Source organism: Rhodococcus sp. AW25M09, assembly GCF_000333955.1.
Taxonomy (GTDB): domain Bacteria; phylum Actinomycetota; class Actinomycetes; order Mycobacteriales; family Mycobacteriaceae; genus Rhodococcoides.
Genome location: NZ_CAPS01000063.1, coordinates 1 through 21,557, shown reverse-complemented (window position 1 = coordinate 21,557; position 21,557 = coordinate 1). Strand labels below are relative to the sequence as shown.

The following is a 21,557-nucleotide window of genomic DNA, read 5'->3' as shown; positions in this document are numbered from 1 at the left end:
CGCACCGGCCTCCCCCGAAGTCCGTAGTGTGCATGATGTGACGCGCGGCACAGCGACGTGCGCGGCGGAGACCTCAGGAGCGAGATCGATGAAGAGCACCATGCAGGACACCCCACTATCCATCGGCCAGCTGGTTCGATTCGGGACGTCCATACACTCCTCGGCCGAGATCACCACCTGGACCGACAGTGGCCCCACCACGGTCACGTTCGGGCAGTTGGGCAGGCGAGCAGCGCAACTGGCGCACGGTCTGCGATCGATCGGCATCGACGACGATCAGCGCGTCGGCACGTTCATGTGGAACAACGCCCCGCACATGGAGGCCTACATGGCGATTCCTGCGATGGGCGCAGTGCTGCACACGCTGAACATTCGACTGTTTCCCGAGCAGCTCACCTACATCGTCAATCATGCCGAGGACCAGGTGATCATCGCCGACGCGAGCCTGCTCCCGCTCCTGACACCGTTGCTGCCGACGTTCGAGACCGTGCGGCACCTCGTCGTGGTTGGGGTCGACCCGGCGCAGGTCACTGCACCCGACGGCATCGAGGTGCTGGGCTACGAGGACCTGCTGGCCGGCCAGCCGGAGGAGTTCGACTGGCCGGAGCTCGACGAACGATCTGCTGCCGCAATGTGTTACACCTCCGGCACCACCGGTGATCCCAAGGGAGTCGTGTACTCGCATCGCTCGATCTATCTGCATTCGATGCAGGGGTGCATGACCGATGCGATGGCACTTGCGCAGTCCGACAAGATCTTGGCCATCGTGCCGATGTTCCACGCGATGTCCTGGGGACTGCCTTATTCGGCGCTGATGGTCGGCGCGTCGCTGATCATGCCCGACAGGTTTCTGCAGCCGGCTCCGTTGGCGGAGATGATGTCGACGTTGCGCCCGACGGCCGCTGCCGCCGTCCCGACGATCTGGCAGGCCCTGCTCGCGCATCTCGAAGATCATCCAGCGGATCTGTCGAGTCTGCGCGATGTGGTGGTAGGTGGTGCTGCGTGCCCGCCGAGCCTGATGCGGGCATTCCACGAGAAGTACGGCGTGCACATCTCTCAGGCCTGGGGCATGACCGAGACCTCCCCCTTGGGCACCTCAGGCAGGCCCGATGCCGGCCTCTCCCCCGAGGAAGAGTTCGACTTGCGTTGCACACAAGGAAGATTCGTCGCGGGCGTGCGGGCCCGTCTGGTCGACGACGCGGGGACAGTGTTGCCGTGGGACGGAAAGGCCGTCGGCGAACTCGAAGTACGTGGACCGTGGATCACCGCCAGCTACTACCGTGCGGACGCAGACGACAAGTTCGACGACGGCTGGCTGCGCACCGGTGACGTGGGCACCATCTCCGAAAGCGGCTATCTCAGACTGACCGATCGCTCCAAGGACATCATCAAATCCGGTGGCGAATGGATTTCGTCGGTCGAACTCGAGAATCAGGTGATGGGACACCCGGCCGTCCGCGAGGCCGCGGTGATCGGTGTGCCCGATCCGAAGTGGGACGAGCGCCCCCTGGTGGCCGTCGTCGTGCGCGAGGGTGCGTCGGTGACGGCCGAGGAACTGAAGGAATTCCTCGACAGCCGTGTCGCGCACTGGCAGTTGCCCGAACGCTGGACCTTCATCGACGAGGTCCCGAAAACCAGCGTCGGCAAATACGACAAGAAGCGACTGCGCAGCTCACACGCCGACGGGGCATTGGACGTCATCGAGCTGGTCTGACTGGCGCCTTCAGCAGCGACGCCCAACCGAGTTGTGTGGCAGATTGCTACACTGGCGGTACTGCTGCGGCGATAGGACACCATCATGGGCACCACCTCATCTCTCCGTATCGACGATGACCTCTACGATGCTGCGAAAGTGGCCGGATCATCGTCGAGCCGAAGTGCGTCGCAACAGATCGCACATTGGGCGTTGATCGGCCGGGAGATGGAGCTTTCGCATCGCGTCTCGGCCCGCGACATTGCCGATGTTCTTGCGGGCCGAGCGCGCTACGACGACCTCACGCCACACAAGCAGGCCGTCGTTCGCGCGGAGTGGACCGAACAGATCGAATCGGCGGCGGCGGCGCTCGACTTCGAGCGTGAATTCACCGCGGAGGGTCGCGCGTACGTCGAATCGGACGAGGACGGCAACGTCCGGTGGAGCGAGCCTCGGTAGATCTCGCTCTCGAGACAGCCCATCGTGATGACGACGAACTCGGATCCGGTTCTACACCTGCTCGCCGGACCCAACGGTGCAGGCAAGAGCACATTCAACGCACGCGTTCTCTCGCCTGTCATGCATCTTCCGTTCGTCAATGCCGATGAGATCGCGAATGCTCGATGGCCCGGGGAAGAGTCGGCTCATGCTTACGACGCGTCCCGGGCTGCTGCCGAGATGCGCGTCGAATATCTATCGGCAAGAACATCATTCGTCACCGAGACTGTCTTCTCGCACGAGTCCAAGCTCGAACTGGTCCAGTCCGCGGTCGGTGCAGGCTATTTGGTGACGCTGCACATCATCGCTGTTCCGCTCGAAACGGCAGTGGCCCGAGTGCACAACCGAGTCGATCAGGGTGGACATTCGGTTCCTGAGGCGAAAATTCGCGAACGGTACGACAGGCTGTGGCCTCTCCTTCGCGCTGCCCTCGAGACGGTCGATCGTGTTCAGGTGTACGACAATTCATCGGCGCGACGCCCATTCCGCACTGTCGCCCGGTTCGATCGCGGGTTACTTCTGGGGAAGGCCGAATGGCCGAGCTGGATGCCGCCGGCACTGCGTTCGTAACCGCCCTGTCCCCGTTGATCGACATGCTGCACGTCTCGCTCGGATGGGATCGATCGGGAGACGCGGGGGCCCTGCTGTTCGTGAGTCGTCTCTTGGCGCGAGTGGCCGAATGAGGGCTGCCGTGATCTACGCGTCCGGCTGCGCCCCAGTTGTGGGCAGCGTCTCAGGCACCTAGGTTCACCATTCGGTTTGTCGAATTTCGCACGAGGGTATCAGCCGACTACCAATCGAGTGATGCGCTCCTGAGGGCGAACGAACCGAGTGGGAAACCGAACGAGCTCCACCACTGAATGTGAAGGACAGGAAAGACCATGCCACTCGTGCGAATCGACATCATCGAGAACCGTCGGACGCCGGACCAGGTGAAGAAGCTCGCAGACATCGTCCAGGACGTCATGTGTGAGACCTTCGATGCCCCACCGCGGGACCGCTACCAGATCATCACCGAGCACAAGCCGGGCAACCTGATCGCCGAGGACACCGGCCTCGGCTTCACCCGCACCGACGACCTCGTCATGATTCAGATCACCCAGCAGGGCCGGGACGAACACAACAAGAAGGCTCTGTACTCGACGCTCGCCGAGCGGTTGAAGGAGCAGACCGGGCTCTCGGGCGACGACCTGATCATCGCGGTGTCCGAGAACACCCCCGCTGACTGGTCCTTCGGTCACGGGGTGGCCCAGTTCTTGGAGGGCCAGCTCTAGCCAGACCTCCTTACCTCATGGCAGCAGGTGTGCGAGGCGCTCGGTTGCGTCATGTGAGTGCGCCGGTGGCACCTGCCGAATCGTCACTCACGAGCCGAGAACGCGGTGAAATCCAAAAAATCTGTGTCGGCGACTGCCCCGGGGAAATCGCGTGGACGATCGCAGCAACTTGCACCGGGAACTGATCTGCATCGACCTTCTCGCGTCGGTCGCCATCAGACGGAATGGGCTACCCCTTCCAGCCCCAGTTGTAGGGGTTCACCACGATTCGATACCAGACGTCGGTTCCCGCGACGTTGGTGCAGGGCACCACGATGTACGACTGCGAGGCCTTTTCGAGTGACAGCGCCTTGTTGCAAAAGTACTGTCCGCCTTCGCCGGATTGCTCGGCGCGATAAACAGGCCCGTAGTGCCATTCATCGGCACTGGCGGTCGCGACTCCCATCATGGCTCCGGCCGCAATCGGAAGCGTCATGAGGCCGGTCGACACTGCAATCCGGCGGCTGGTGCGTTTCATCTGATGGCCTCTCGTCGGTGACACGGTCTGCGTCGGTTCCTTCCCCTGTGACGTCGCGTGGGAATCGAGTCGCGTTACCGGCGGTGAATGCCAGATGTCAGAGCTATCCATCGACTTCGACGCCATATCTGACGGCCAGTTCCGCCAACCCGTCGTCGTAGCCCTGGCCGATGGGCCGGAAACGCCAACCGCTCCCCCGCCGGTAGATCTCTGCCAGCAGCATCGAACGTTCCGTCGTGGCCGCATCGAGCACCGCTGTGACGATAGTCGAATCGATCCCGTCGAGAGATAGCGCAACCGCGCCGAGGTCTCCGAATGTATTGTCGCCGTCGATGGCTGCCGCAACGACGACGCGAACGCACTCCTCGGGAACCAAGGCCAGATCGATGCGAACGCCCTGTTCGCTGTCGCCGTCGATCGACATCGACACGGCCCCGTCGGAGGTGGCGGGAGCGTTGTAGAACACGAAATCCTCATCGCTGGATACGAGTTCGTCGTCGTTGACCAGAAACGCGATCACGTCGACGCCTATCCGATCGGTGTCATCAGCACGCCAAGAACTGTTCACGGTCAACGCGGTGGCTTCAGGATCGAGATCTACGACGCCACCACGCGGCACCAGTGGTGCAATGCGGGGTCGTCGATCCGGAAGCGGCGCAGGCACTTCGATGTTCAGTTCACGGTCGATCGATGCGGGCGTCAGCAGTGTGACGTCCCGTTCTTTCACCTTCGTCATCCGGGGGTCCCCGTCGCCGCCGTCGAGGATCAGGATGTCGGTCACGCCCGCACTGAGATTCACGGCGGGCGTGGCTCCGAGCTGGATCAGGCGGGAACGCATCAGTACAGACTCCGCGTGCGAGCCCCCCATGACCAAGACCCTTCGTGACTGCCAAGGCTTGGTGACTGGAGCGGGCTGTGGCATAGGTTGCTTCGGCTGGGTCTGAGGCCGAACATCTTTCGGCGTTCCCGGTCGCACATCCCGAAGGAGAGCGAGCAGTTCTGACTCCGATATGACCCGGAGGCCATGGGCCCGAGCGCGTTCGACTTTTCTGCTGTCCGTCGTGGGATCCGAACACACCACGACGCTGGTGAACCGGCTGACGGAGTTCATCACGTCGAGCCCGGCGTCGGTGATCTGAGCGGCCAAACGCAATCGCGGGATTCGAGTGGCACCGCTGATGACAACACGCATCCCCTGGAGCAGAGGGCCGTCAATGGCAAGAGGACCGGGATTTTCCCAGTCGCAGTGTGTGCGGGGAACGGTGTCCGGATACAGCGTCAGACGCTCGGTGCACGTCACGACGGGCAGCGGAAGTTCGAGCGATCTGGCGAGTCGAGCACTGTGTGTGAAAACTTGCGCCAGCACCAGAGCGTCGTCGTAGGCGTCGTGTGCATTGGACTGCAACACTTTCCAGTGCGCGGCGAGGGTCGAGAGCTTGTGGTTCGGAGTATCGAGTTGCAGTCGCCTCGACAGTGCGACGGTGCACAACCGTTGCTTCGTCGGCATGTCGATGCCCGCACGCATCGATTCGAGCTTCAGGAAGCCGTGGTCGAAGCTCGCGTTGTGCGCGACCATGGTCCGGCCGTCGAGCAGTTCCATCAACTGCGGGGCGATCATGTCGAACGTCGGTGCGCCCTCGAGCCGCTCTGGCGTGAGCTTATGGATGTGCACCGGGCCGGGATCACAGCCCGGATTCACCAGAGTGGATAGTTCACGCCCGATGTGGCCGTGCTCGTCGATTGTCAACGCGGCCACGCTCAGCACACGATCACGAGATGCCTTCAGACCCGAGGTCTCGACATCGACCACGACCCACTTGTCGCTACCGGGTTCGAGCGCACTCACCATAAAGATTTCACCAATCGACGCATACGGACAGTGGTGGCCACTATGCCGTACGAGTTGCTGATCATGAGTCGAATCGGCCGGACACAGCCGGTGCGTGCACGCCTAAGACTTAAGCTCGAGAACACATGCTTAAACGCCCTGAAGCCGTCCGGATGCCACATTCTGGGCGCTTATGCCTTAGCTACAAGGCATAAAGCCTGTTCGCCGGATAGTTCACGATGTAAGCTCCATATGCATGCCTGCGCAAGCACAAGGAGCGATAATGGCCGAACCACGACGACGAGCCCGGAAGCACTCCGGCGAGTTGGCCGGAGCCTTCGTCGCGCGTCGGCATCAGTTGCGCATGACTCAAGCCGAGTTAGCGCTGCTCGCCGGCGTGGGGCGCTCGACAGTCCAGGCGCTCGAGGGCGGAAAGAACACGGTGCAGCTCGACGGTGCGGTCGCTGTCGCGGAAGCATTGGGCTGCGAGATCACATTATTCACGCGCGCCGGATCGCCTGTGCCGCCACTGAACCCGACATGATCCCAGCATCCGAGCTGCGGGATGTCGATGTCGCCGATGTCTACAAGGGCGATCTTCTCGCCGGCTCACTGACGCGTGCGGGAAACGACGTCGTGTTTCGGTACGACAGCGAGTACCTCGACAGCGCGTCTGCTCCGGATCTCGCGTGGTCGATTCCTAAGTCGTCACTCCAGACGCGGGCATCGGGTGGTAGCGTCCCTGCCTTTTTCGCGGGTCTGCTGCCCGAAGGCGTTCGTCTCACTGGAGTGGTAGCAGCCACCAAGACGTCCGAGGACGATCACTTCACACTGCTGTTGGCGGTCGGATCGGACACCATCGGGGACGTCCGTGTGCTTCCGCGCGGCCAAGAGATGTCGTTGGCGGGCAACGCATTCGACTGGAGACACCCTGTTCCAGATCTTCGTCGCCTCTTCGATTCCCTGTCCACGGGTGAGTCGGTGAGAAAGGACCCGTCCGCTCTGCCGGGCGTTCAGGGCAAAGTGTCCGCGCAGATGTACTCGACCCCGGTGTCGACTACGGCCGGGCCTGCCATTTTGAAACTCGCTCCGCCGGCGCGACTTCCGCGGTTGGTCGAGAACGAGAGCTTCTTCATGAATCTGGCAGGTCGATGCGGGCTTTCGGTTCCCGAACACCGCGTGATCGAGGACGACACGGGAGTCAGCGGATTGCTGGTGGCGCGATTCGACCGGGTCGGCAAGAAACGGCTACCGCAGGAGGATGCATGCCAGGTGGCCGGACTGTATCCCGCGTCGAAGTACCGAATGAAGACCGAGGCGGTGATTACCCTCCTCGCCGACACTGTCGAACGCGGCGGCGGTTCCGCGCGCCAGGCCACCGCCGTACTTCTTCGATTGACGGCCTACTCGTATGCGATCGGAAACGGCAATTTGCACGGCAAGAACTATTCGATCCACGAGAACACTCGGGGAATCTGGTCGGTGACACCCGCCTACGACCTTCTGTGCACGCAGCCCTATGCCTCATGGAGCGATCCGATGGCACTGAACTTTTACGGCCGCGCAAACCGTTGGACACGAGAGTTTTTCGTCGAGTCCGCCGGCCGCATGAGAATGCCTGAGCGAGCGACTCGACGAATCCTCGACGACGTCTGCGCCGGCGTTCGAGACGGAATCGATGAAGTCGATGTGATCGGATTCGAAGACAAGCAGACACAGCAGTTGAAGCGCCTGCTCGATCAGCGCTGCACCGAGCTCTCCTGAACTGGTGGTGTGGGCGCTATTCGGTGCAAGGGATACTGGCTTGCAGCGTCATGCCGAGAGCAACCACAGCCAATTGCCGATGTTTCCAATCGTCCACTCCACACGCCCTGGGGCCGTATGTGTCCACAGACCTCCGCGCGTCATGGCAGCAGGTTAGCGAGGCGATCAGTGGCGGCATCTGTACCAAGTTCGTGTCGGAGTTTGGGGTTTTCGAGGTATAGCCGGATCCATCGGGTCAGGACGACGGGGTGGACGTCGAAGAATCGGCAGTCGATAAACGCACCGGGGAAGTGGTTCGGCTGTTCGTCCAGCTTCAGTCGGGTCAGCTTGACGTACTCGAACGAGTCGGGAATCGGTGCCAATAGACCAATTTCTGGTGGCCATTTCGGTTGCAGCACTGCATCTGTCATGGAGTCCCATGGAATTGTTTTTCTGAAACCATATCCCTCCTGAATGACACCTTCACTGGTGAGTTGGATTCTCGGACGACGCCGTCCACCGCGTATCAGGCCCACGGACAGAACGACGAACGGAACCGTGAATACAACGCCGACAACGGTTCCGCCGCCAATGCCGTCTTGTAGCCCTAGCCACATGATTCCTGTCCCCGCCAGGACCGCAAGAACCAGACACAATCGAAGTACGCCGTGTTTGTAGCGGACACTCGATCCGGTCGTCGTGCGATAGACCGCCTGTCCTGTCGAGCGTCCTGCTCGGTGAGAGATACGCATTGCAGGAGTGACTCCGATCATCAGCCCGATAGAAACTCCCCAGAAAGAGTCGAGCGAGCCTTCTGCGACCATTGATCGGATCGCGCCGGTGCTGATCGCGAATGCGAAAAACTCCAGAAATAGCAGACCGGCAATGAATTTGAAGTCGATCCGGTTTTCGTGAACGTACTCGGCCAGTCCATAGGCTCTCGGGTCATCGGTGTGCACAGGGTCTCCGGTCGTCGTGGAAGCAAGTTTGCGAGGCGGTCAGTTGCGGCATTTGTACCGACTGTTTAGTCGGGTATTCGGAGGTCCAATACCTAGAAGATTCAGAAGATCGCATCCCACACTCCGGTTGAGATGTCCTTGACTGCCGTCGCCGTGTCTCCTACTGAGTTCCATCCCGCGTCGATGGAGTCAGCCACCGAGTGAAATCCGTTTTGGTAGAGGTCGTCCACCATGCCAGAGGTGATGATCCCCACGACGGCTCCGCCTATTGCTCCCGCAGCTGTGCCGAAACCAGGAACGGGAATCGCGGTGCCGATCAATGCCCCTGCAGCCACCGCCGCCCCGAATCCCAATCCACCGGCAACTACGGCCTGGTCGACTGGTTTACCGTTGGCGATGTCGTAGCCGATGCCGAGCACCGCCAAGGCACCTCCAGCACGCAATCCCCATCTTCCGGCCTTCGAGTTGAGGTCGTCTGCATTCCGGACCAGGTCGTCGGCTTGGCTCCGAAGGAAGTCGGAGAATCCGAAATCGCGGTAGACAGCCGACAGCGGTGAGCCGGCGGGGGCCGTGCGGGCGAAGTCGGCCCATCGAACAGCCTGCGCATACAGGCCTTTGGCTTTCGCGGTCATCAACCACGCGCGCGTTTCCATCGCCGCTTGCGCCAAGCCGATTGCTATCGAGCCGCCGAAGAAGAAGGTCTTGGCTGCCGCGTCGATGTAGTCGAGTTTGAGCTGCTCGCCCGCAGCGGTCTCGTCGTCTCGCAGTTTCGCGACTCTACGTTCGAGAGCGTCGAATGTATCGCGCAGGGCATCGTCGATGGGTTCGATGATGGCGTCGTCGAGTACGTCGAGTCCAGCGTCGATTGCGTCCGATCGGATGTCACACATACCGTCGTGCAATGCCTGCAGTGCGGCAGCGAAGGCGTCAACCTTGGCGGCGTAATCTGCTGCTGCACTTGCCAAGTCAGCGGCACCGGAGGTTGTGGCGTGCGCCTGCACGGCGAAGGCCTCCGATGCCGGGCCGTCCCATCCGGCGTCGGTTCGGTTTCTGGTGGTGTCGAGCGTGTCGATGGAGGTGCGCAGGCCACCGGCGAAGCTGTTGCGAAGCCACCCGGCCACGGCCTGCACCGAGTCCACGTTGCCGTCGACTTTCGTGTCGATGGGCACCGTCACTTCTCCCAGAGTGCGGCGTTGACTTCGTCCGCTGCGGCAGCATCCTGGGTCTCGTATTCAGAGGCGCACTCATCGAGCGCCACCGAATACGACGCCAACGCGGTCTGCAGTTCGCTGCCGCGACCGGTGAACAGAGCCAGAATCCCGGCCAGCGCCGGCGCTCCGATACCGGTCTCGGCGGCGTCGGGGATAGACGACGCTGCAGTGTCGAAGTCGTCGGCAATTCGGAGCATTGCGGTTGCGGAATCGCGCAGTACAGCAACGTCGACGTACAGGGTCATCGGTGGACACTCCGACGTTCGTGCTGGGGAATCACGACGTCCATCAACAGAAGGTCGAACGGGTGCGACTCGTGAATTTTCGCCAGAGCTGTGGTGGGGAGCACCATCCAGGGTTGGTCATCGCCGCAGCAGGTATGAAGCCGATCCAGTGCCGAATACGCCAGCAAGGCACTACGCCCGTCCCGGGTTGTGCGCAGGTCGACCACTGCCTGCTCCACGATGGACACATGCGCAGTGCACGGCACGTACACCACGGGTGGAATGTTGTCCGGCAGCCGCATCTTCTCCCCCTGATCGACTGTGGGGAGGTCGAACCCCACGACAGATCAGACGCAGCGAGTGACTATTCGGTTCCCCATCTGAACCGAGCAGCGTCCGGGCAGCGCCGTGTTACTTCCCCACACCTTCCGCGATGTCGGTAATCGACTTCAGCGTCCGCTGATCGGCGTACTCGGCCTCGTCGAAGTAGCGCTTGAACACCGAGCGCATCAGTTCGATGACCTCGATATGCTGCGTGAGGACTACGCGCAACGACCGATCGCCGCTGTAGGCGATTCTCTCGAACTTCTCACCAAGCTGGCGGGCCGAATCGAGGGTGCCGTAGGCCTTGACATCGACCAAGTATCCCGTTTGACGCACCATCCACTCCAGATGTCTGATGTAGGCCGCACACACCTCGTCACACTGGAACGCCACACCCTCCGGAATTTCCAGCACGCCCGCCTCTGCCTGCGCAGACAGCACCTTCCACTGCTGCATCGACGCCGCCAGCTCATTCGCTTCTGAACCCATGTTTCCCCCTGTCAGTTCGACGACGGCAAGAACGGACGAAGCGACCGAGCCACGCGTTCGACCTCTGCACACGGGTCTACGAGGGGCTCAGCCGAAATCCAACCGTCGAGGATCAGATAGAGGACGCCACCGTCGTGTCCGAAGGCAATCCCGCAGCTGACTTCGTCGTATTTGATTTTGCGTTGGAATCGCAGACCGTCGAACCCGTCGATCGGCGTGAACTGCTCGAACGGTCCACGCTCACGCAGGTAATCCACGGTGTGCTTGGACGAGAATATTCCAAGGAAGTACCACGGGTCCGGCAGCGGATTCGACCAGATACACGTCGACCAATCCGGCGAAATCGGCTCTTCGCCTATTGCATTCTGGCGCTTCGTCTCGACAGCCAGTCCTGCTGCCTCGATAGCCTCATCCGGGATGGTGCACGGGTCCCACGCTGCCTTCGACGCGGGCGTAGCGATAGCCGACGTCGTCGACGGTGCTGCAGCCGGCGCACCCTCGGTAACCCCGCCACACCCAGCGACCAGTAACACCACGCCCACAACACCCGCTGACAACCATCGCCTCGCGCTCACAACACTCCGTTCCATCGACCCCGTCCACAGCGTTGGACGCAGCCCCTGACGAATCGGTTCCACCCCACCGCGCGAGTCCATTCACCTCAGCAGCAGAAGCGCCGACGTGTTCCTCACAGATCCAGCATGGCGCGCAGTCGACGCACGCTCATCGCACCAGCTCGCTCCTCGTCCGGGAAAGAGTCGAGAAGACGAACGAGATCATCGCGACGAGTCGGATCTGCAGCGGCATCGCGTGGCGTCCAACCTTCGAGTGCGGGGATGGACTCGCCGATCCACTTCTTTTCGTATGCACGAACCTGCTTGTCGAGGAGCGCAACCAGCTCCGGAGTCATCTCGACAGGCTCTGCCGCCTCCCCCGACCTCTCGGCCATCGCTTCCTCGGCCGAGAGACGTCTTTCGCTCATCTGGTCCGCATCGGGGTGAAGGGTCATCACGTCATCGATCATCGTGTCCATACGGCGTTCGGACTTTGCTTCCACCGTCAAGCAGGTGCCGTCCAGGGTGAGTGTTCCGAGGATGCTCGAGTCGACCGTCCAGTGCCAACGATTCTTATCCGCGGCCCCGTATTTGCGGCTGAGCCTGCGCCGTAGTCCCCCGACTTCACCGAGCTCGAAGACTGCCTCGCACAACACCATCGGATCGCCGTCACGAGTTTCGATTCGGCGAGGAGCAAACCGGGCGCTGAGAAAACTCACCAACGATTCGGGATCGACAGGATCGGCGTCGAGGATCGCGATCAGCTCCGTGCGTTGCGCTGGATCGACAGGTTCGATTCCACCGAAGATCTGATACATCTCACCGATGGGTACAACGCGCGAGCAGATGAATTGTCCTGCAACCAACGTTCGGCTAGCCGAACGTTCAGTGACGTCGTGTCGATCTCCGGTGCGAATGTCACGCAGCGACATGCCTTCTCCAGGCCTGACCGATTCGATCTCGTGAATCGATCGTTCCACCAGAAGCCATTGCTGAGCCAGCATCAATTCGTCGGCTGGGAGCAGCGGCCCATGAGAAGTCACGAACTCGGCGAACCCTCCGCCCTCGAACAACACGACATCGCTGACGAACGGGTCATCGAAGGCCTTCGACAGCGCATCGTCACCGCCGCCGAGATGCGCAGTGCGTATCTCGGCCAGACCGAGAATGAGATCCGCTGCGTTCGAGGTGGCCGCATAGCCACCGGCCTTCTGGTATAGCCAGTGTGCGCGCTCGTCGAGCGAGAGAACGTTCTTACCGAGGTGACATACCTTGTACTTTCGACCCGAACCGCACCAGCAACGGTCGTTACGACCCAGATCGGGTCGATCCTGAGGAACGTACGGCTCCAACATTTCTCGCAGGTCCGCGCCCGCGGCGGGATCGATACGACCGAGTAGAGACAGACCACGGACCGCGTCTCCCCGCGTCGACGCATACTCGGCGAGAGAGAGCACCGCAGGTTCGAAATGCGAGTCGGCGTCCAGCGCCTTCTCCAACGCCTTCTCAGCCGAGATTGCGTCGCCGAGTCGGTCCAGCGCGGTAGCGAGTAACCAGTACGCAGCTGCCTTCACTTGTCGAGGCCCTGCTTTCAGCAGCGCGTCGGCCACATGCTTCAGTCCCTCCGCAGCCCCGTCGCCGTCGAGCTGTCTCCGCAGTGCCAGTGCCGCAACCTCGGATCGACCAAGTGGGGCGAGCTCGTCTGCACCGTCCGAGACCGCCGCCTCGGCACGCTGCTGGGCGTCATAGGCGGCCTCGCCGCGGATGTCCCGAATGATGTCGCCGAACAGGATCAGAGCCCGAGCGTCAGCGGCCTCGACTCCGAAAGTGTTGGAGACGATGTTCGTTCGAGTGGTGGCCGCCGCGGCCTCGAAGTCGAATCCTGTTCGGGCCACACTGTCTTCCGACTGTTCGAAGCCGGCAACGGCGAAGATCTCGGACAGCGGCGGCCCTGGTTTCGTGAACAGGTCCGGTTGGTCGTACATCAGCTGATAGACAACAGCATCGCGATCGACGCTCTCGTCTTCGGGCACAACCTCTAGCACGGCGGCAGTGACGTCGACCTGCTCCAGCGGGCCATAGACGGAACGAATACAGACCTCGCCACCCGCCACAACGAGCGATACGAGTTCACCTGGTTCGTAGTCACTCAGCGTCCCCTGCGGAAGCACGAGCGCTTCGCTGGGCGGCCACAGCGGGTCGTCGATGCCGCGAACGGTGAAGATCTCGTCGTCACCGATACCTCGGTACTTCGTGCGAAGGCCAGCTGGATCCCCGGCGAACTGTAAAAGAGTCGTGATCGGCGACAGGTCGTCCATCGAGTCGATGATGTCCGACGCCACCTCCCGGTGGTCGAGCCGGTGGGTGAGGAAGCGGCCCTCCAACAGCGTGGCGACTGCGATGTTGCGCATGTCCGGCAGAAAGGCCAGATCGACCGAATCGACTGTGTCGACGAGTTCGTACATATCGCGTCGATGTCCGAATCCTCGGTCGGACATGGCATTCGCCCAGTCCTCGGTACTCAGCGGTCCGAGTTCCCGCAGGACGTCGAGGGCTGCGGTATCGAGCTCGTCGTAAGCATCGTTGTCGTTCATCGCGACCAGCATAAACGTGACGGGCAGGAAGGTGGGACCAGCACGAACCCCCGCGTCTTTCCTAAGATGTGTGTGTGACTCCCCACCGCACCGGCCGCGACCTCGCAAAAGTGATTCCACTGTTCGGTCGCCGGGGATCTCACACCACCTGGGACTTCGCCGACGACGTCGAGCCGGCAGTCGAGTCCCCCGTCGAAAGGGTGACGCCCCACGACATCGAGCTCGCAACTCCGGACGCCGTCGACGAGTTGGCAGCGCTGACCGCATCCAAGCCGATAGCGCAGCTTCGTTCGCTCCTCGGCTGGCTCGGTTCGTCGCGACCGATCACCGGCAGGGGTGTTCCGCGGCCAGGGTCGGTCAGCGAGATGGCGAAAGCCATCGGCGTGGAGCTGGATATGCGTGCATTGAAGTCGAGATCGATGCTCGAGATTCCCGGCTTGATGACACTATGGGATGCGGCGAAGGCGGCCGGATTGATCGAGCTGACCTCCACCACAGCCGTTCCCGGTCCGCATGCCCACGAGTTCGCACACTCACTTCCCGGTTCCTTGGCCGCTCACCGAACGGCGCTCTCGCACGTAATCCGTCGTCACTTCTTCAGTAAGGATCCCCTCCGTCAGTCCCAAGCCGTCGATGTCGTCGCCGGACAGATTGTTCTCGCCGCGATGACGAGCACTCCACGGACGCAGCTCCCGGCAGTCGGCCCGGCCGGCGCCGGGGATTTGTACGAACACATCGAGGCATTGATACTTCGCGGCATGTTGGAGCGATTCATCTCCGACGGGTGGCTGGTCTGCGACGGCAAGTACGAAGTGCCGCAGCCCTTGCGCCCGGCCGTCCTTGATGCCATGACATCGCTTCCCTACTACGACACGGATGGCACCAGCCGATGATCATCACCGGATTGTTCTTCGCGGAGTACGCGCGAGTCAGCGAAGACATGCTCGACATTCTCGGCGGCGTCTGGGATACCTGCACGGTTCCACGCGACACCCGCATGCTCGAATGTCGACTGGTCGCACTGTTGCAAACAGGACCCGATGACATCGGTAAGGACTTCCCCGCGACACTCGAAGTGCTGGACGCGAACGGCGAGCACATCGTCAATCAGGGAGGCCTTCAGATCCCCGGAGCCGGCTTCACCGGCGAGAATCGATTCTGGTTCCTGCCGATGCAGATGGTCTTCCGCGACGAAGGGCGGCACAACTTCATCCTCAGCGCCGGTGGAGCCACGGCGAGCGTCGGGCTTCGCATTGCCTTCGGCTGACGCTGGCCCGCGCCACTCATGGCCGCGCCGACATCCGATCCCGTCAGCGTTCTCGGCACCGCTCACAAACGGAGGTCATCATGGCGCGAGGCACCGCCTCGCGAATGGTCTGCCCAGGTCTATTCGATGGACACCAATTGCAAATCCTGTTTCTGAACACCGAGGAGAGCAAGTGAACACCCCATTGGGCGGCGACGAGTACTTTCTCGCACTTGCACTCGAACAGGCCAGGATCGGTTGGGAGGAGGGCGGCGTTCCTATAGGCGCGGCGCTGGTCCACGAGGGTGAGGTTCTCGCGGTCGGCCGCAACCGGCGAGTTCAGATGAACAGCGCAATCCGTCACGGCGAAACCGACTGCATCGAGCGGGCAGGCCGACTCCCCATCTCGGTGTACCGAAAGTCGGTGCTCTACACCACCTTGTCTCCATGCTTCATGTGTGCGGGAACCGCCCTGCTGTACGAGATTCCGCGAATCGTCGTGGGCGAGAATCGGTCGTTCGAGAGGTCGGAGCGATTGCTCGCTGACCACGGCGTGCAGGTCGACGTCGTCGATAACGCCGAATGCGTGCAGCTGATGGAACGCATGCTCGCTGAGCGCCCGAGCCTGTGGTTCGAGGATATTGGGGAGGACGCATGAACCGCGCCGCCGAAACCTTCCGGCCCCTGCTTGAGTAGCTCAACGAGCAAGCGCGTGCAAGGTCGCCTCCCCCGCTCGATACCCCGCCTCGAACAGCCATGGCCACTCGGAAAAGTCCTCGGGATCGACGACCACCGTCTCGACTCCACCGTTCCCTCGCCGCTTGGGCATGTTCTCGGGATGAGACGGGAACCGATCCTTCAGGTGAGCGGGGTCGAGACTTTGCCGAAAGATCAACCACGTCTGCGGTGTGAAGCCCACTGCTTCAGCACGTTTGGCGAGGTCGATCCAGGCCTCGGCGTTGGTGTGCCCACCTTCGAGTACCCGCCTCCGAGTGTCGATCATCGGGAATACGCCGTACCAGATCGGAGGGTAACTCAGTAGCGTCTGGCACCAGGCACGACGGCGCTCCGGCGGAATGGGTTCCCATTTCGCTTGTGCTGCTTGGAGTTCGTCTCTACCGGACATAGTTCACCTCGTCCTGGAGGTGCGACCCTCCATCGACTTGCGCGCCTGCGGTTGCGGGACGCGCCGGTTCTTCCCCTGGGGCACCCCTGTCGATGGAGACGGGGTTGCCGGACAGCCGGCCAGGTACCTACGGCTATCGCTCTTGAACCTTCCTCGACAATAGCCGAGGGGTACGACGTGGACAATCACTAATCGCTGGCTCGTCACCGCCGATTGCATACGCGATCGTCAGCGTGAGTCCAGTACCTGCCATGCAGATCAAGGACGTGACCGGTACCGCCCAGATGAGGGACGACCACCAGTACAACCTTGCCGTTCGGGCACGACACTCGGTTACCCTGCTGCTCAATGTATTTCAATCACGACCGAGTCTCAGCGCGAGTACATATTCGACAGCAGGGCAGCATCTGCTCAGATGCACGGCAGCACCGATCACACCGGCTCTCGGCATGAAAGTCACCTGCCCAAACCCTCCGCGATCTCCCCGATGGACTTCAATGTCCGCTGATCGGCATATTCGGCCTCATCGAAATAGCGCCTGAACACCGACCGCATCAACTCGATAACTTCGATGTGCTGCATCAGCACGACGCGCAATGATCGGTCACCACTGAAGGCAATCCTCTCGAACTTTTCGCCGAGCTGCCTGGCCGAATCCAACGTGCCGAATGCCTCGACGTCGACCAAGTTTTGCGTCTTGACGACCATATCCTTTAAGTGCCTGATGTAAGCAGCGCACACCTCGTCGCACCGGAACGCCACGCCTTCGGGAATCTCGAGCTGCCCGGACTCTGCCTGCATCGACAGCGATTGCCAGTACTGCATCGACGACGCCAGCTCGTTCGTCTCCGAACCCATCGACTACCTCCAACTACTTTTCTGATGGCAACGACAGCCGGAGCGAACGCGCCAACCGTTCGACCTCGACACACGGATCCCCCAGAGCTGGTGTCATTACCAACCCATCAAGATTCAGGTACACGACGCCACCCGGGTGTCCGAAAGCGACGCCACAGTTGACCTCGTCGTACCTGATGGTCCGCTGAAAGCGCATGCCGTCGAACCCCTCGATGGGCTCGAAATTCTCGAACGGTCCCCGCTCACGCAGGTAGTCCAGGCTTTCGACGGACGAGAAGATACCGACGCGGTACCACGGCGTGGGTAGCGGATTAGTCCAAAAGCACGTCATCCAGTCTTCCGAAATCGGCAATTTCCCTATCAAGTTCGAGGATTTCGTCTCCACCGCCAAGCCTGCGTCTTCGATGGCCGAGTCCGGGATTGTGCACGGATCCCACGCCCCGTTCGCCGCAGGGGCAGCGCCAACCGACGTCGTCGACGGTGCCGCAACCGGCGCGCCTTCGGTCGCCCCACCACAGCCGGTTGCCACCAGCATCGCACCGACCGCAACCGCGATCAGCAATCGCATCTTGTTCACCGCACTCCGTCCATGGAACCCATCCTTGATGTTGGACGCAGCCAACGTCGCATCGGTTCCCTCGGACCGGACGCAGGTGCGCCCGGCGTCGGCGATGAGTGCGACGATCTCGCTCAGGTGGACGTCGTCCCACCCCGGGGCCACGCTGCGGCAGGGACCGAACCATCCATTAACGACCGCGCAACACTCCCTCCGAATTCGTCTACGCAGATTGGGCATCCGTCATCATTGACGGGTGATCAAACAGGGAATCGGTTTTGCTCTGCTCGGCGCAGTGATTGCAGTACTGGGTCAGTCGATGACCGGAAATTCGGGGTACTCGGCGTACGTCTCCGGCGGTTCGTTCTACGGTCCGGATACCGCGTTGGGGCCGTGGGTGCGGCCCGTTGTCGCCGCTGCGGTCGGCGCAGTGGTCGGCATGCTCGCCGGCCTGGTGCTGCACCTGAGTGGCGTTCGATTTGCCGTCGAACCCACTCGGCGAGTGGGGCTGGTCGTCGTTGCCGGTCTGATCGGCGTGACGCTCGGGATGACGCCCGTGCTGGTCCTGGTCGGAGCGAGCTTTTCCGGTCCGAGTTCGAGTGTGTCGACCGACTACTTGTTGCCGATCTATGCAGGCACCGCGGTTTGGCGTATGTGCTTGGAACCATCTCGGTTCAGTTGCTGCTCAAAGCAGCTCACGATCCACTGTCGACCCGAACGACCAAGATTGTGGCCGCCTTCCTTCCGATAGGCGGTGTCCTCGCCACCCTCGTCGGAATGGGGGCTGCCTGGGTTCTCGGATTCTCGACGTCAGCATCCACCTTCGTCGCCGTCATCGTGACGGTGCTGTGCGTACTCGTAGCAACCTTTGCGCTGGCGCGGGCGCGGGCGCGGGCTCTGCGTACGACAGCGTAGGAGCTGTTCCGCGACAAAGGGCGGCACAACTTCATCCTCAGTGCCGGCGGGACCACGACGCGCGTCGGACTTCGCATCGCCTTCGGCTGACACCAGACGACCAGGACGCGGACTCGGTGGCACAGAGCTTCGTGCTTGGTCGACGCTGCGGGCCGTGGACCGATGTCGCTCGACACCTTCCGCGACGCTCACCAGTTTCTCATGGCTCCCGATTTCTACACTGCGAAAGACATTGGCGCACTATGCGATGTGCAGAACTGGATCGGTGGCAGCGACTACACAACCAGCAATGCGCTGTACGTTCCACCGCCGCCGGATCTCGTCCCCGAACTGATGGACGACTTGCTCGTGTTCGCGAACCGCACGGACATGCCGATCATCGCTCAGGCCGCCATCGCTCACGCACAGTTCGAATCCATCCACCCGTTCACCGACGGAAACGGCAGAGTCGGACGCGCATTGATCAGCGCAATATTGCGCCGACGCGGCCTGACTCGTCGAATCACCGTTCCGCTGGCCTTGGCGATGCTCGCCGACACGACACGGTACTTCTAGTTCTTGACGGGATACCGCAGTGGACAAGCTGACGAGTTCGTCCAATATCTTGCTTCGGCCGCTGTGCACGCAAACGAAGCAGCAGCGGAGTCGGCGCAGGCTCTCTCCGAGCTGCCGGGTGCGTGGAAACACGTAGCAAAACCTCGCGCCAATTCCGCTGACGAAGCCCTGCTGGCCCGACTACTCGAGGTGCCGATCCTCAACGCAGACATGGCGACAGAGATCACCGGACAACCGATGTCAGCGCGTATCGCGCACTTGGTCGACTGACCGAAGCCGGCATCTTGGAGTTGATCTCCACCAGCAAGCGAAACCAGATATGGGCGGCAACCGACGTTCTGGCCGAGCTCGACGCACTGAGCGCCGCGATCGGAAAACGGACACTCAGCCAGTGAGCTCGAGCGCTGGCGGGGCCACGGCGAGCGTCGGGCTTCGCATCGACTTCGGCTGACGTCAGGTGCTGATCGACTCCCGCGCAGCACCCCGCTCCACCACTCGTCGAGCGGTTCGGGCCACTGCTTCGTCGATCAGGAATCCTTTGCTGTCCACGACAACACCCGAGGTCGCTTGCTCGAGGTCCGCCAGCAACTCCTCTGCCTCCCGCACCTCATCCGCCGAGGGTACGAATACCGTTCGCACAGGAGCGAGTTGAGCCGGGTGGATACACGCACGACCGACGAAACCGAGACCTGCCAGCATCTGGGTATCGGCCTCGAATGCGTCGCCATCTCTGAAGTTTCGCGACACCGCTACGGGGGGCGATTCGGGGATTGCCGTCGCCGCCGGGTTGGTCGTTGCGTCCTTGGGCACCGACACCGGCGGGTCGGTTCGCCTACCCGCTGCGACGTGCGGAATTCCCGGCCTACGTCCGAGCTGGGGATCGATCAGCAACGACGGGGTGTTCCCGGTGAGCGAGCAGTTCGACACCGTCGGCCCGGTGGCGCGGTCGGTCGCGGAGGTCAGGGCTCTGTTCCATGTCCTGTCCCCCAGCCCATCCGAGCCCTCGGCCGTGGCGCGCATCGGTGTGCCCAGCTTGTTCCTCACCGCCGATGTGGACCCGGGCGTCGAGCAGACCGTCGCGGTCCCGGTGCGCACGTTCGCCGAGCTGGGGTAGGAGATCGTCCCCATCGAGCTGACGCACGCGGCCGATGCCCAGGACATCATCTACACGATCGCGTACAGCGATCTCGCTCGCTTCCATCGACACCTGCTCCACACTGAGCCTTTGCGCTTCCCACGCGCCACCCGTGAGCGAATAGCGTTGGTTCTGAGCATCTCCGAGATCGACCGCGTCCGTGCACTCACTGGTCGCGACCGATTCCGCGGGGCCATGACTTCCACGTTCGAGATGGTCGACGCAGTGTTGCCCCCACAATTGCGCGGCAGTGGTTGGAAACCCGCATCACCTCGAAATACGGCGGCCGGTGACGAGGACAGTTCAGCGAGGCCCGAATTGACGGTCCCCAGCATCGCCGAGCCCGGGCACGATGATGCCCTGCTCGCTGAGCTCATCGTCGACGGCTGCGGTGACGACTCTGACGGGATGACCTGACTTCTCCAGTGCAGCAATGCCTTCGGGCGTCACGACCACGCATACGATGACCACCTCGGTTGCTCCGCGCGCCACCAGCAGATCGATCGTCCGGATCATCGATCCACCGGTTGCCACCATCGGATCCAGAACGAAGACCGGTGTACCCGACAGGTCGGTGGGCAAGGACTCCAGATACGGGACGGGTTCGAGTGTCTCCTCGTCGCGCGCCATTCCGATGAACCCGACGCCCGACTGCGGAATCAGAGCGCTCGCCTGTTCGACCATGCCCAGTCCCGCGCGTAGCACCGGCACGAGTAGCGGCGGGTGCGCCAACCGAACCCCGGCGGTGCGGGCGACCGGAGTTTCGACCTCGAATTCCACCACTCGCGCATCGCGCAACGCTTCGTAGACCAACGTGTGGGTCAGCTTTCGCAACGCAGATCTGAAGGTGGCGTTGTCACTGTGTACATCGCGCATGGTCGTCAAAAGCGCTGCGGTCAAGGGATGGTCGACTACCTGTGTGTCCATGGTCGGTGAGTATGGGCCGTCGATCGGCCGTTCGTCCACCTGCCGTGTCCTCGATCCACAAGCGCTCACCGAGGTCCGAAGCCGACCCATCAGCGTCGGCAACATTTGCCAACGACTCGGCGGCGACGGACACGTTGACTCGGACTCATGACGCCTCGCTGCATTCCCTTCGGGCTCGCCGCCGACACACAGTTCATCGACACGTGCGGAACAATCCGATGACCGTCGGCCCGCTGTCGGACTGTCTCGTCGTCGACCTCTCACGCGCACTCGCCGGGCCCCAGGCCGCAATGATGCTGGGCGATCTCGGCGCGCGAGTGATCAAGGTCGA

27 protein-coding genes, 1 pseudogene and 1 riboswitch are annotated in these 21,557 nt (G+C 62.1%); of the genes and pseudogenes, 14 read left to right on the top strand and 14 right to left on the bottom strand.

Annotation, left to right across the window (positions count from 1 at the left end; all coding sequences use genetic code 11):
• The first annotated feature begins 88 nt into the window (after nucleotides 1-88).
• From RHODMAR_RS11985 to RHODMAR_RS11970, 4 genes are all read left to right on the top strand, one after another.
• Nucleotides 89-1,714, top strand: a complete 1,626-nt coding sequence (locus tag RHODMAR_RS11985; RefSeq protein ID WP_008714875.1) for a long-chain fatty acid--CoA ligase — start codon at nucleotides 89-91, stop codon at nucleotides 1,712-1,714.
• An 84-nt stretch (nucleotides 1,715-1,798) separates the two neighbouring features.
• On the top strand, nucleotides 1,799-2,152 hold the full coding sequence (locus RHODMAR_RS11980) for a TA system antitoxin ParD family protein (RefSeq protein WP_008714873.1): 354 nt from the start codon (nucleotides 1,799-1,801) through the stop codon (nucleotides 2,150-2,152).
• 27 nt (nucleotides 2,153-2,179) lie between these two features.
• A complete protein-coding gene (locus RHODMAR_RS11975; protein WP_008714872.1) occupies nucleotides 2,180-2,761 on the top strand; it encodes a zeta toxin family protein in 582 nt (193 codons plus the stop codon).
• A 311-nt stretch (nucleotides 2,762-3,072) separates the two neighbouring features.
• On the top strand, nucleotides 3,073-3,465 hold the full coding sequence (locus RHODMAR_RS11970) for a tautomerase family protein (protein WP_008714869.1): 393 nt from the start codon (nucleotides 3,073-3,075) through the stop codon (nucleotides 3,463-3,465).
• A gap of 229 nt (nucleotides 3,466-3,694) precedes the next feature.
• Here RHODMAR_RS11970 and RHODMAR_RS11965 read toward each other — a convergent pair whose 3' ends face one another.
• Both RHODMAR_RS11965 and RHODMAR_RS11960 read right to left on the bottom strand, forming a co-directional pair.
• Nucleotides 3,695-3,982 carry a hypothetical protein gene (locus RHODMAR_RS11965; RefSeq protein WP_008714867.1) on the bottom strand — a complete coding sequence of 96 codons (288 nt, stop codon included), beginning with the start codon at nucleotides 3,980-3,982 and terminating at the stop codon, nucleotides 3,695-3,697.
• Between the two features lie 103 nt (nucleotides 3,983-4,085).
• The gene (locus RHODMAR_RS11960) at nucleotides 4,086-5,831 is read right to left on the bottom strand and encodes a TerD family protein (protein WP_008714864.1); all 1,746 of its coding nucleotides are present in this window, start codon (nucleotides 5,829-5,831) and stop codon (nucleotides 4,086-4,088) included.
• A gap of 262 nt (nucleotides 5,832-6,093) precedes the next feature.
• Here RHODMAR_RS11960 and RHODMAR_RS11955 point away from each other — a divergent pair, with 262 nt between their 5' ends.
• Nucleotides 6,094-6,354 (top strand): helix-turn-helix domain-containing protein, encoded by a 261-nt coding sequence (locus tag RHODMAR_RS11955; protein ID WP_008714863.1) that lies wholly within the window; start codon nucleotides 6,094-6,096, stop codon nucleotides 6,352-6,354.
• Nucleotides 6,351-7,574 carry a type II toxin-antitoxin system HipA family toxin gene (locus RHODMAR_RS11950; protein ID WP_008714861.1) on the top strand — a complete coding sequence of 408 codons (1,224 nt, stop codon included), beginning with the start codon at nucleotides 6,351-6,353 and terminating at the stop codon, nucleotides 7,572-7,574. Before RHODMAR_RS11955 ends, RHODMAR_RS11950 begins: the two co-directional genes overlap by 4 nt.
• Nucleotides 7,575-7,714: 140 nt before the next feature.
• On the opposite strand, the gene RHODMAR_RS11945 is transcribed toward RHODMAR_RS11950, so the two are convergent.
• The 7 genes from RHODMAR_RS11945 to RHODMAR_RS11915 form a co-directional block, all read right to left on the bottom strand.
• The gene (locus RHODMAR_RS11945) at nucleotides 7,715-8,512 is read right to left on the bottom strand and encodes a hypothetical protein (protein WP_008714858.1); all 798 of its coding nucleotides are present in this window, start codon (nucleotides 8,510-8,512) and stop codon (nucleotides 7,715-7,717) included.
• 101 nt (nucleotides 8,513-8,613) lie between these two features.
• The gene (locus RHODMAR_RS11940; RefSeq protein WP_042938914.1) at nucleotides 8,614-9,687 is read right to left on the bottom strand and encodes a hypothetical protein; all 1,074 of its coding nucleotides are present in this window, start codon (nucleotides 9,685-9,687) and stop codon (nucleotides 8,614-8,616) included.
• Nucleotides 9,684-9,968 carry a hypothetical protein gene (locus RHODMAR_RS11935; protein WP_008714854.1) on the bottom strand — a complete coding sequence of 95 codons (285 nt, stop codon included), beginning with the start codon at nucleotides 9,966-9,968 and terminating at the stop codon, nucleotides 9,684-9,686. The genes RHODMAR_RS11940 and RHODMAR_RS11935 overlap by 4 nt, the downstream gene beginning before the upstream one ends.
• Nucleotides 9,965-10,288, bottom strand: a complete 324-nt coding sequence (locus tag RHODMAR_RS29060; RefSeq protein WP_008714851.1) for an SAV_915 family protein — start codon at nucleotides 10,286-10,288, stop codon at nucleotides 9,965-9,967. The genes RHODMAR_RS11935 and RHODMAR_RS29060 overlap by 4 nt, the downstream gene beginning before the upstream one ends.
• Before the next feature lie 70 nt (nucleotides 10,289-10,358).
• A complete protein-coding gene (locus tag RHODMAR_RS11925) occupies nucleotides 10,359-10,760 on the bottom strand; it encodes a hypothetical protein (protein ID WP_008714850.1) in 402 nt (133 codons plus the stop codon).
• Nucleotides 10,761-10,771: 11 nt separating this feature from the next.
• Nucleotides 10,772-11,296, bottom strand: a complete 525-nt coding sequence (locus tag RHODMAR_RS26990; protein WP_157226076.1) for a DUF3558 domain-containing protein — start codon at nucleotides 11,294-11,296, stop codon at nucleotides 10,772-10,774.
• Between the two features lie 152 nt (nucleotides 11,297-11,448).
• Nucleotides 11,449-13,908, bottom strand: a complete 2,460-nt coding sequence (locus RHODMAR_RS11915; RefSeq protein WP_157226075.1) for an SEC-C metal-binding domain-containing protein — start codon at nucleotides 13,906-13,908, stop codon at nucleotides 11,449-11,451.
• Nucleotides 13,909-13,982: 74 nt separating this feature from the next.
• On the opposite strand from RHODMAR_RS11915, the gene RHODMAR_RS28250 reads away from it, so the two are divergent.
• From RHODMAR_RS28250 to RHODMAR_RS11900, 3 genes are all read left to right on the top strand, one after another.
• A complete protein-coding gene (locus tag RHODMAR_RS28250; protein ID WP_008714842.1) occupies nucleotides 13,983-14,801 on the top strand; it encodes a hypothetical protein in 819 nt (272 codons plus the stop codon).
• On the top strand, nucleotides 14,798-15,175 hold the full coding sequence (locus RHODMAR_RS11905) for a DUF6941 family protein (protein ID WP_008714841.1): 378 nt from the start codon (nucleotides 14,798-14,800) through the stop codon (nucleotides 15,173-15,175). Before RHODMAR_RS28250 ends, RHODMAR_RS11905 begins: the two co-directional genes overlap by 4 nt.
• 172 nt (nucleotides 15,176-15,347) lie before the next feature.
• Complete coding sequence (locus RHODMAR_RS11900; protein WP_008714840.1) at nucleotides 15,348-15,812, top strand: nucleoside deaminase; 465 nt, start codon at nucleotides 15,348-15,350, stop codon at nucleotides 15,810-15,812.
• A 39-nt stretch (nucleotides 15,813-15,851) separates the two neighbouring features.
• Here RHODMAR_RS11900 and RHODMAR_RS11895 read toward each other — a convergent pair whose 3' ends face one another.
• The 3 genes from RHODMAR_RS11895 to RHODMAR_RS11885 all read right to left on the bottom strand — a co-directional run bounded on the left by RHODMAR_RS11895 (nucleotide 15,852) and on the right by RHODMAR_RS11885 (nucleotide 17,859).
• Nucleotides 15,852-16,280 carry a hypothetical protein gene (locus RHODMAR_RS11895; protein WP_008714838.1) on the bottom strand — a complete coding sequence of 143 codons (429 nt, stop codon included), beginning with the start codon at nucleotides 16,278-16,280 and terminating at the stop codon, nucleotides 15,852-15,854.
• A gap of 28 nt (nucleotides 16,281-16,308) precedes the next feature.
• Nucleotides 16,309-16,428: riboswitch (SAM riboswitch) on the bottom strand.
• 308 nt (nucleotides 16,429-16,736) lie between these two features.
• Nucleotides 16,737-17,138 carry a hypothetical protein gene (locus tag RHODMAR_RS11890; RefSeq protein WP_008714835.1) on the bottom strand — a complete coding sequence of 134 codons (402 nt, stop codon included), beginning with the start codon at nucleotides 17,136-17,138 and terminating at the stop codon, nucleotides 16,737-16,739.
• 13 nt (nucleotides 17,139-17,151) lie between these two features.
• The gene (locus RHODMAR_RS11885) at nucleotides 17,152-17,859 is read right to left on the bottom strand and encodes a DUF3558 domain-containing protein (protein WP_008714834.1); all 708 of its coding nucleotides are present in this window, start codon (nucleotides 17,857-17,859) and stop codon (nucleotides 17,152-17,154) included.
• 91 nt (nucleotides 17,860-17,950) lie between these two features.
• Between RHODMAR_RS11885 and RHODMAR_RS11880 the strand changes: the two genes are divergently transcribed.
• The 3 genes and pseudogenes from RHODMAR_RS11880 to RHODMAR_RS11870 all read left to right on the top strand — a co-directional run.
• Nucleotides 17,951-18,445, top strand: a complete 495-nt coding sequence (locus tag RHODMAR_RS11880) for a hypothetical protein (protein ID WP_008714832.1) — start codon at nucleotides 17,951-17,953, stop codon at nucleotides 18,443-18,445.
• Nucleotides 18,424-18,609 (top strand): hypothetical protein, encoded by a 186-nt coding sequence (locus RHODMAR_RS11875; RefSeq protein WP_042938911.1) that lies wholly within the window; start codon nucleotides 18,424-18,426, stop codon nucleotides 18,607-18,609. Before RHODMAR_RS11880 ends, RHODMAR_RS11875 begins: the two co-directional genes overlap by 22 nt.
• A gap of 135 nt (nucleotides 18,610-18,744) precedes the next feature.
• Nucleotides 18,745-19,559 (top strand): annotated as a pseudogene (locus RHODMAR_RS11870) (Fic family protein); the annotation flags it as partial.
• Between the two features lie 58 nt (nucleotides 19,560-19,617).
• Here the strand turns inward: RHODMAR_RS11870 and RHODMAR_RS29055 are convergent.
• On the bottom strand, nucleotides 19,618-20,055 hold the full coding sequence (locus RHODMAR_RS29055) for a hypothetical protein (RefSeq protein WP_051047978.1): 438 nt from the start codon (nucleotides 20,053-20,055) through the stop codon (nucleotides 19,618-19,620).
• On the opposite strand from RHODMAR_RS29055, the gene RHODMAR_RS29050 reads away from it, so the two are divergent.
• Complete coding sequence (locus RHODMAR_RS29050) at nucleotides 19,952-20,278, top strand: amidase family protein (protein ID WP_332307762.1); 327 nt, start codon at nucleotides 19,952-19,954, stop codon at nucleotides 20,276-20,278. The two genes, RHODMAR_RS29055 and RHODMAR_RS29050, sit on opposite strands and share 104 nt — an antisense overlap.
• A gap of 324 nt (nucleotides 20,279-20,602) precedes the next feature.
• Here the strand turns inward: RHODMAR_RS29050 and upp are convergent, their stop codons facing one another.
• Nucleotides 20,603-21,226, bottom strand: coding sequence for a uracil phosphoribosyltransferase (gene upp / locus RHODMAR_RS11855; RefSeq protein WP_042938910.1), 624 nt, complete (start codon nucleotides 21,224-21,226; stop codon nucleotides 20,603-20,605).
• 218 nt (nucleotides 21,227-21,444) lie between these two features.
• Between upp and RHODMAR_RS28245 the strand changes: the two genes are divergently transcribed.
• Nucleotides 21,445-21,557, top strand: a 113-nt coding sequence (locus tag RHODMAR_RS28245) for a CoA transferase (protein WP_008714817.1), incomplete at its 3' end; no start/stop codon positions are given.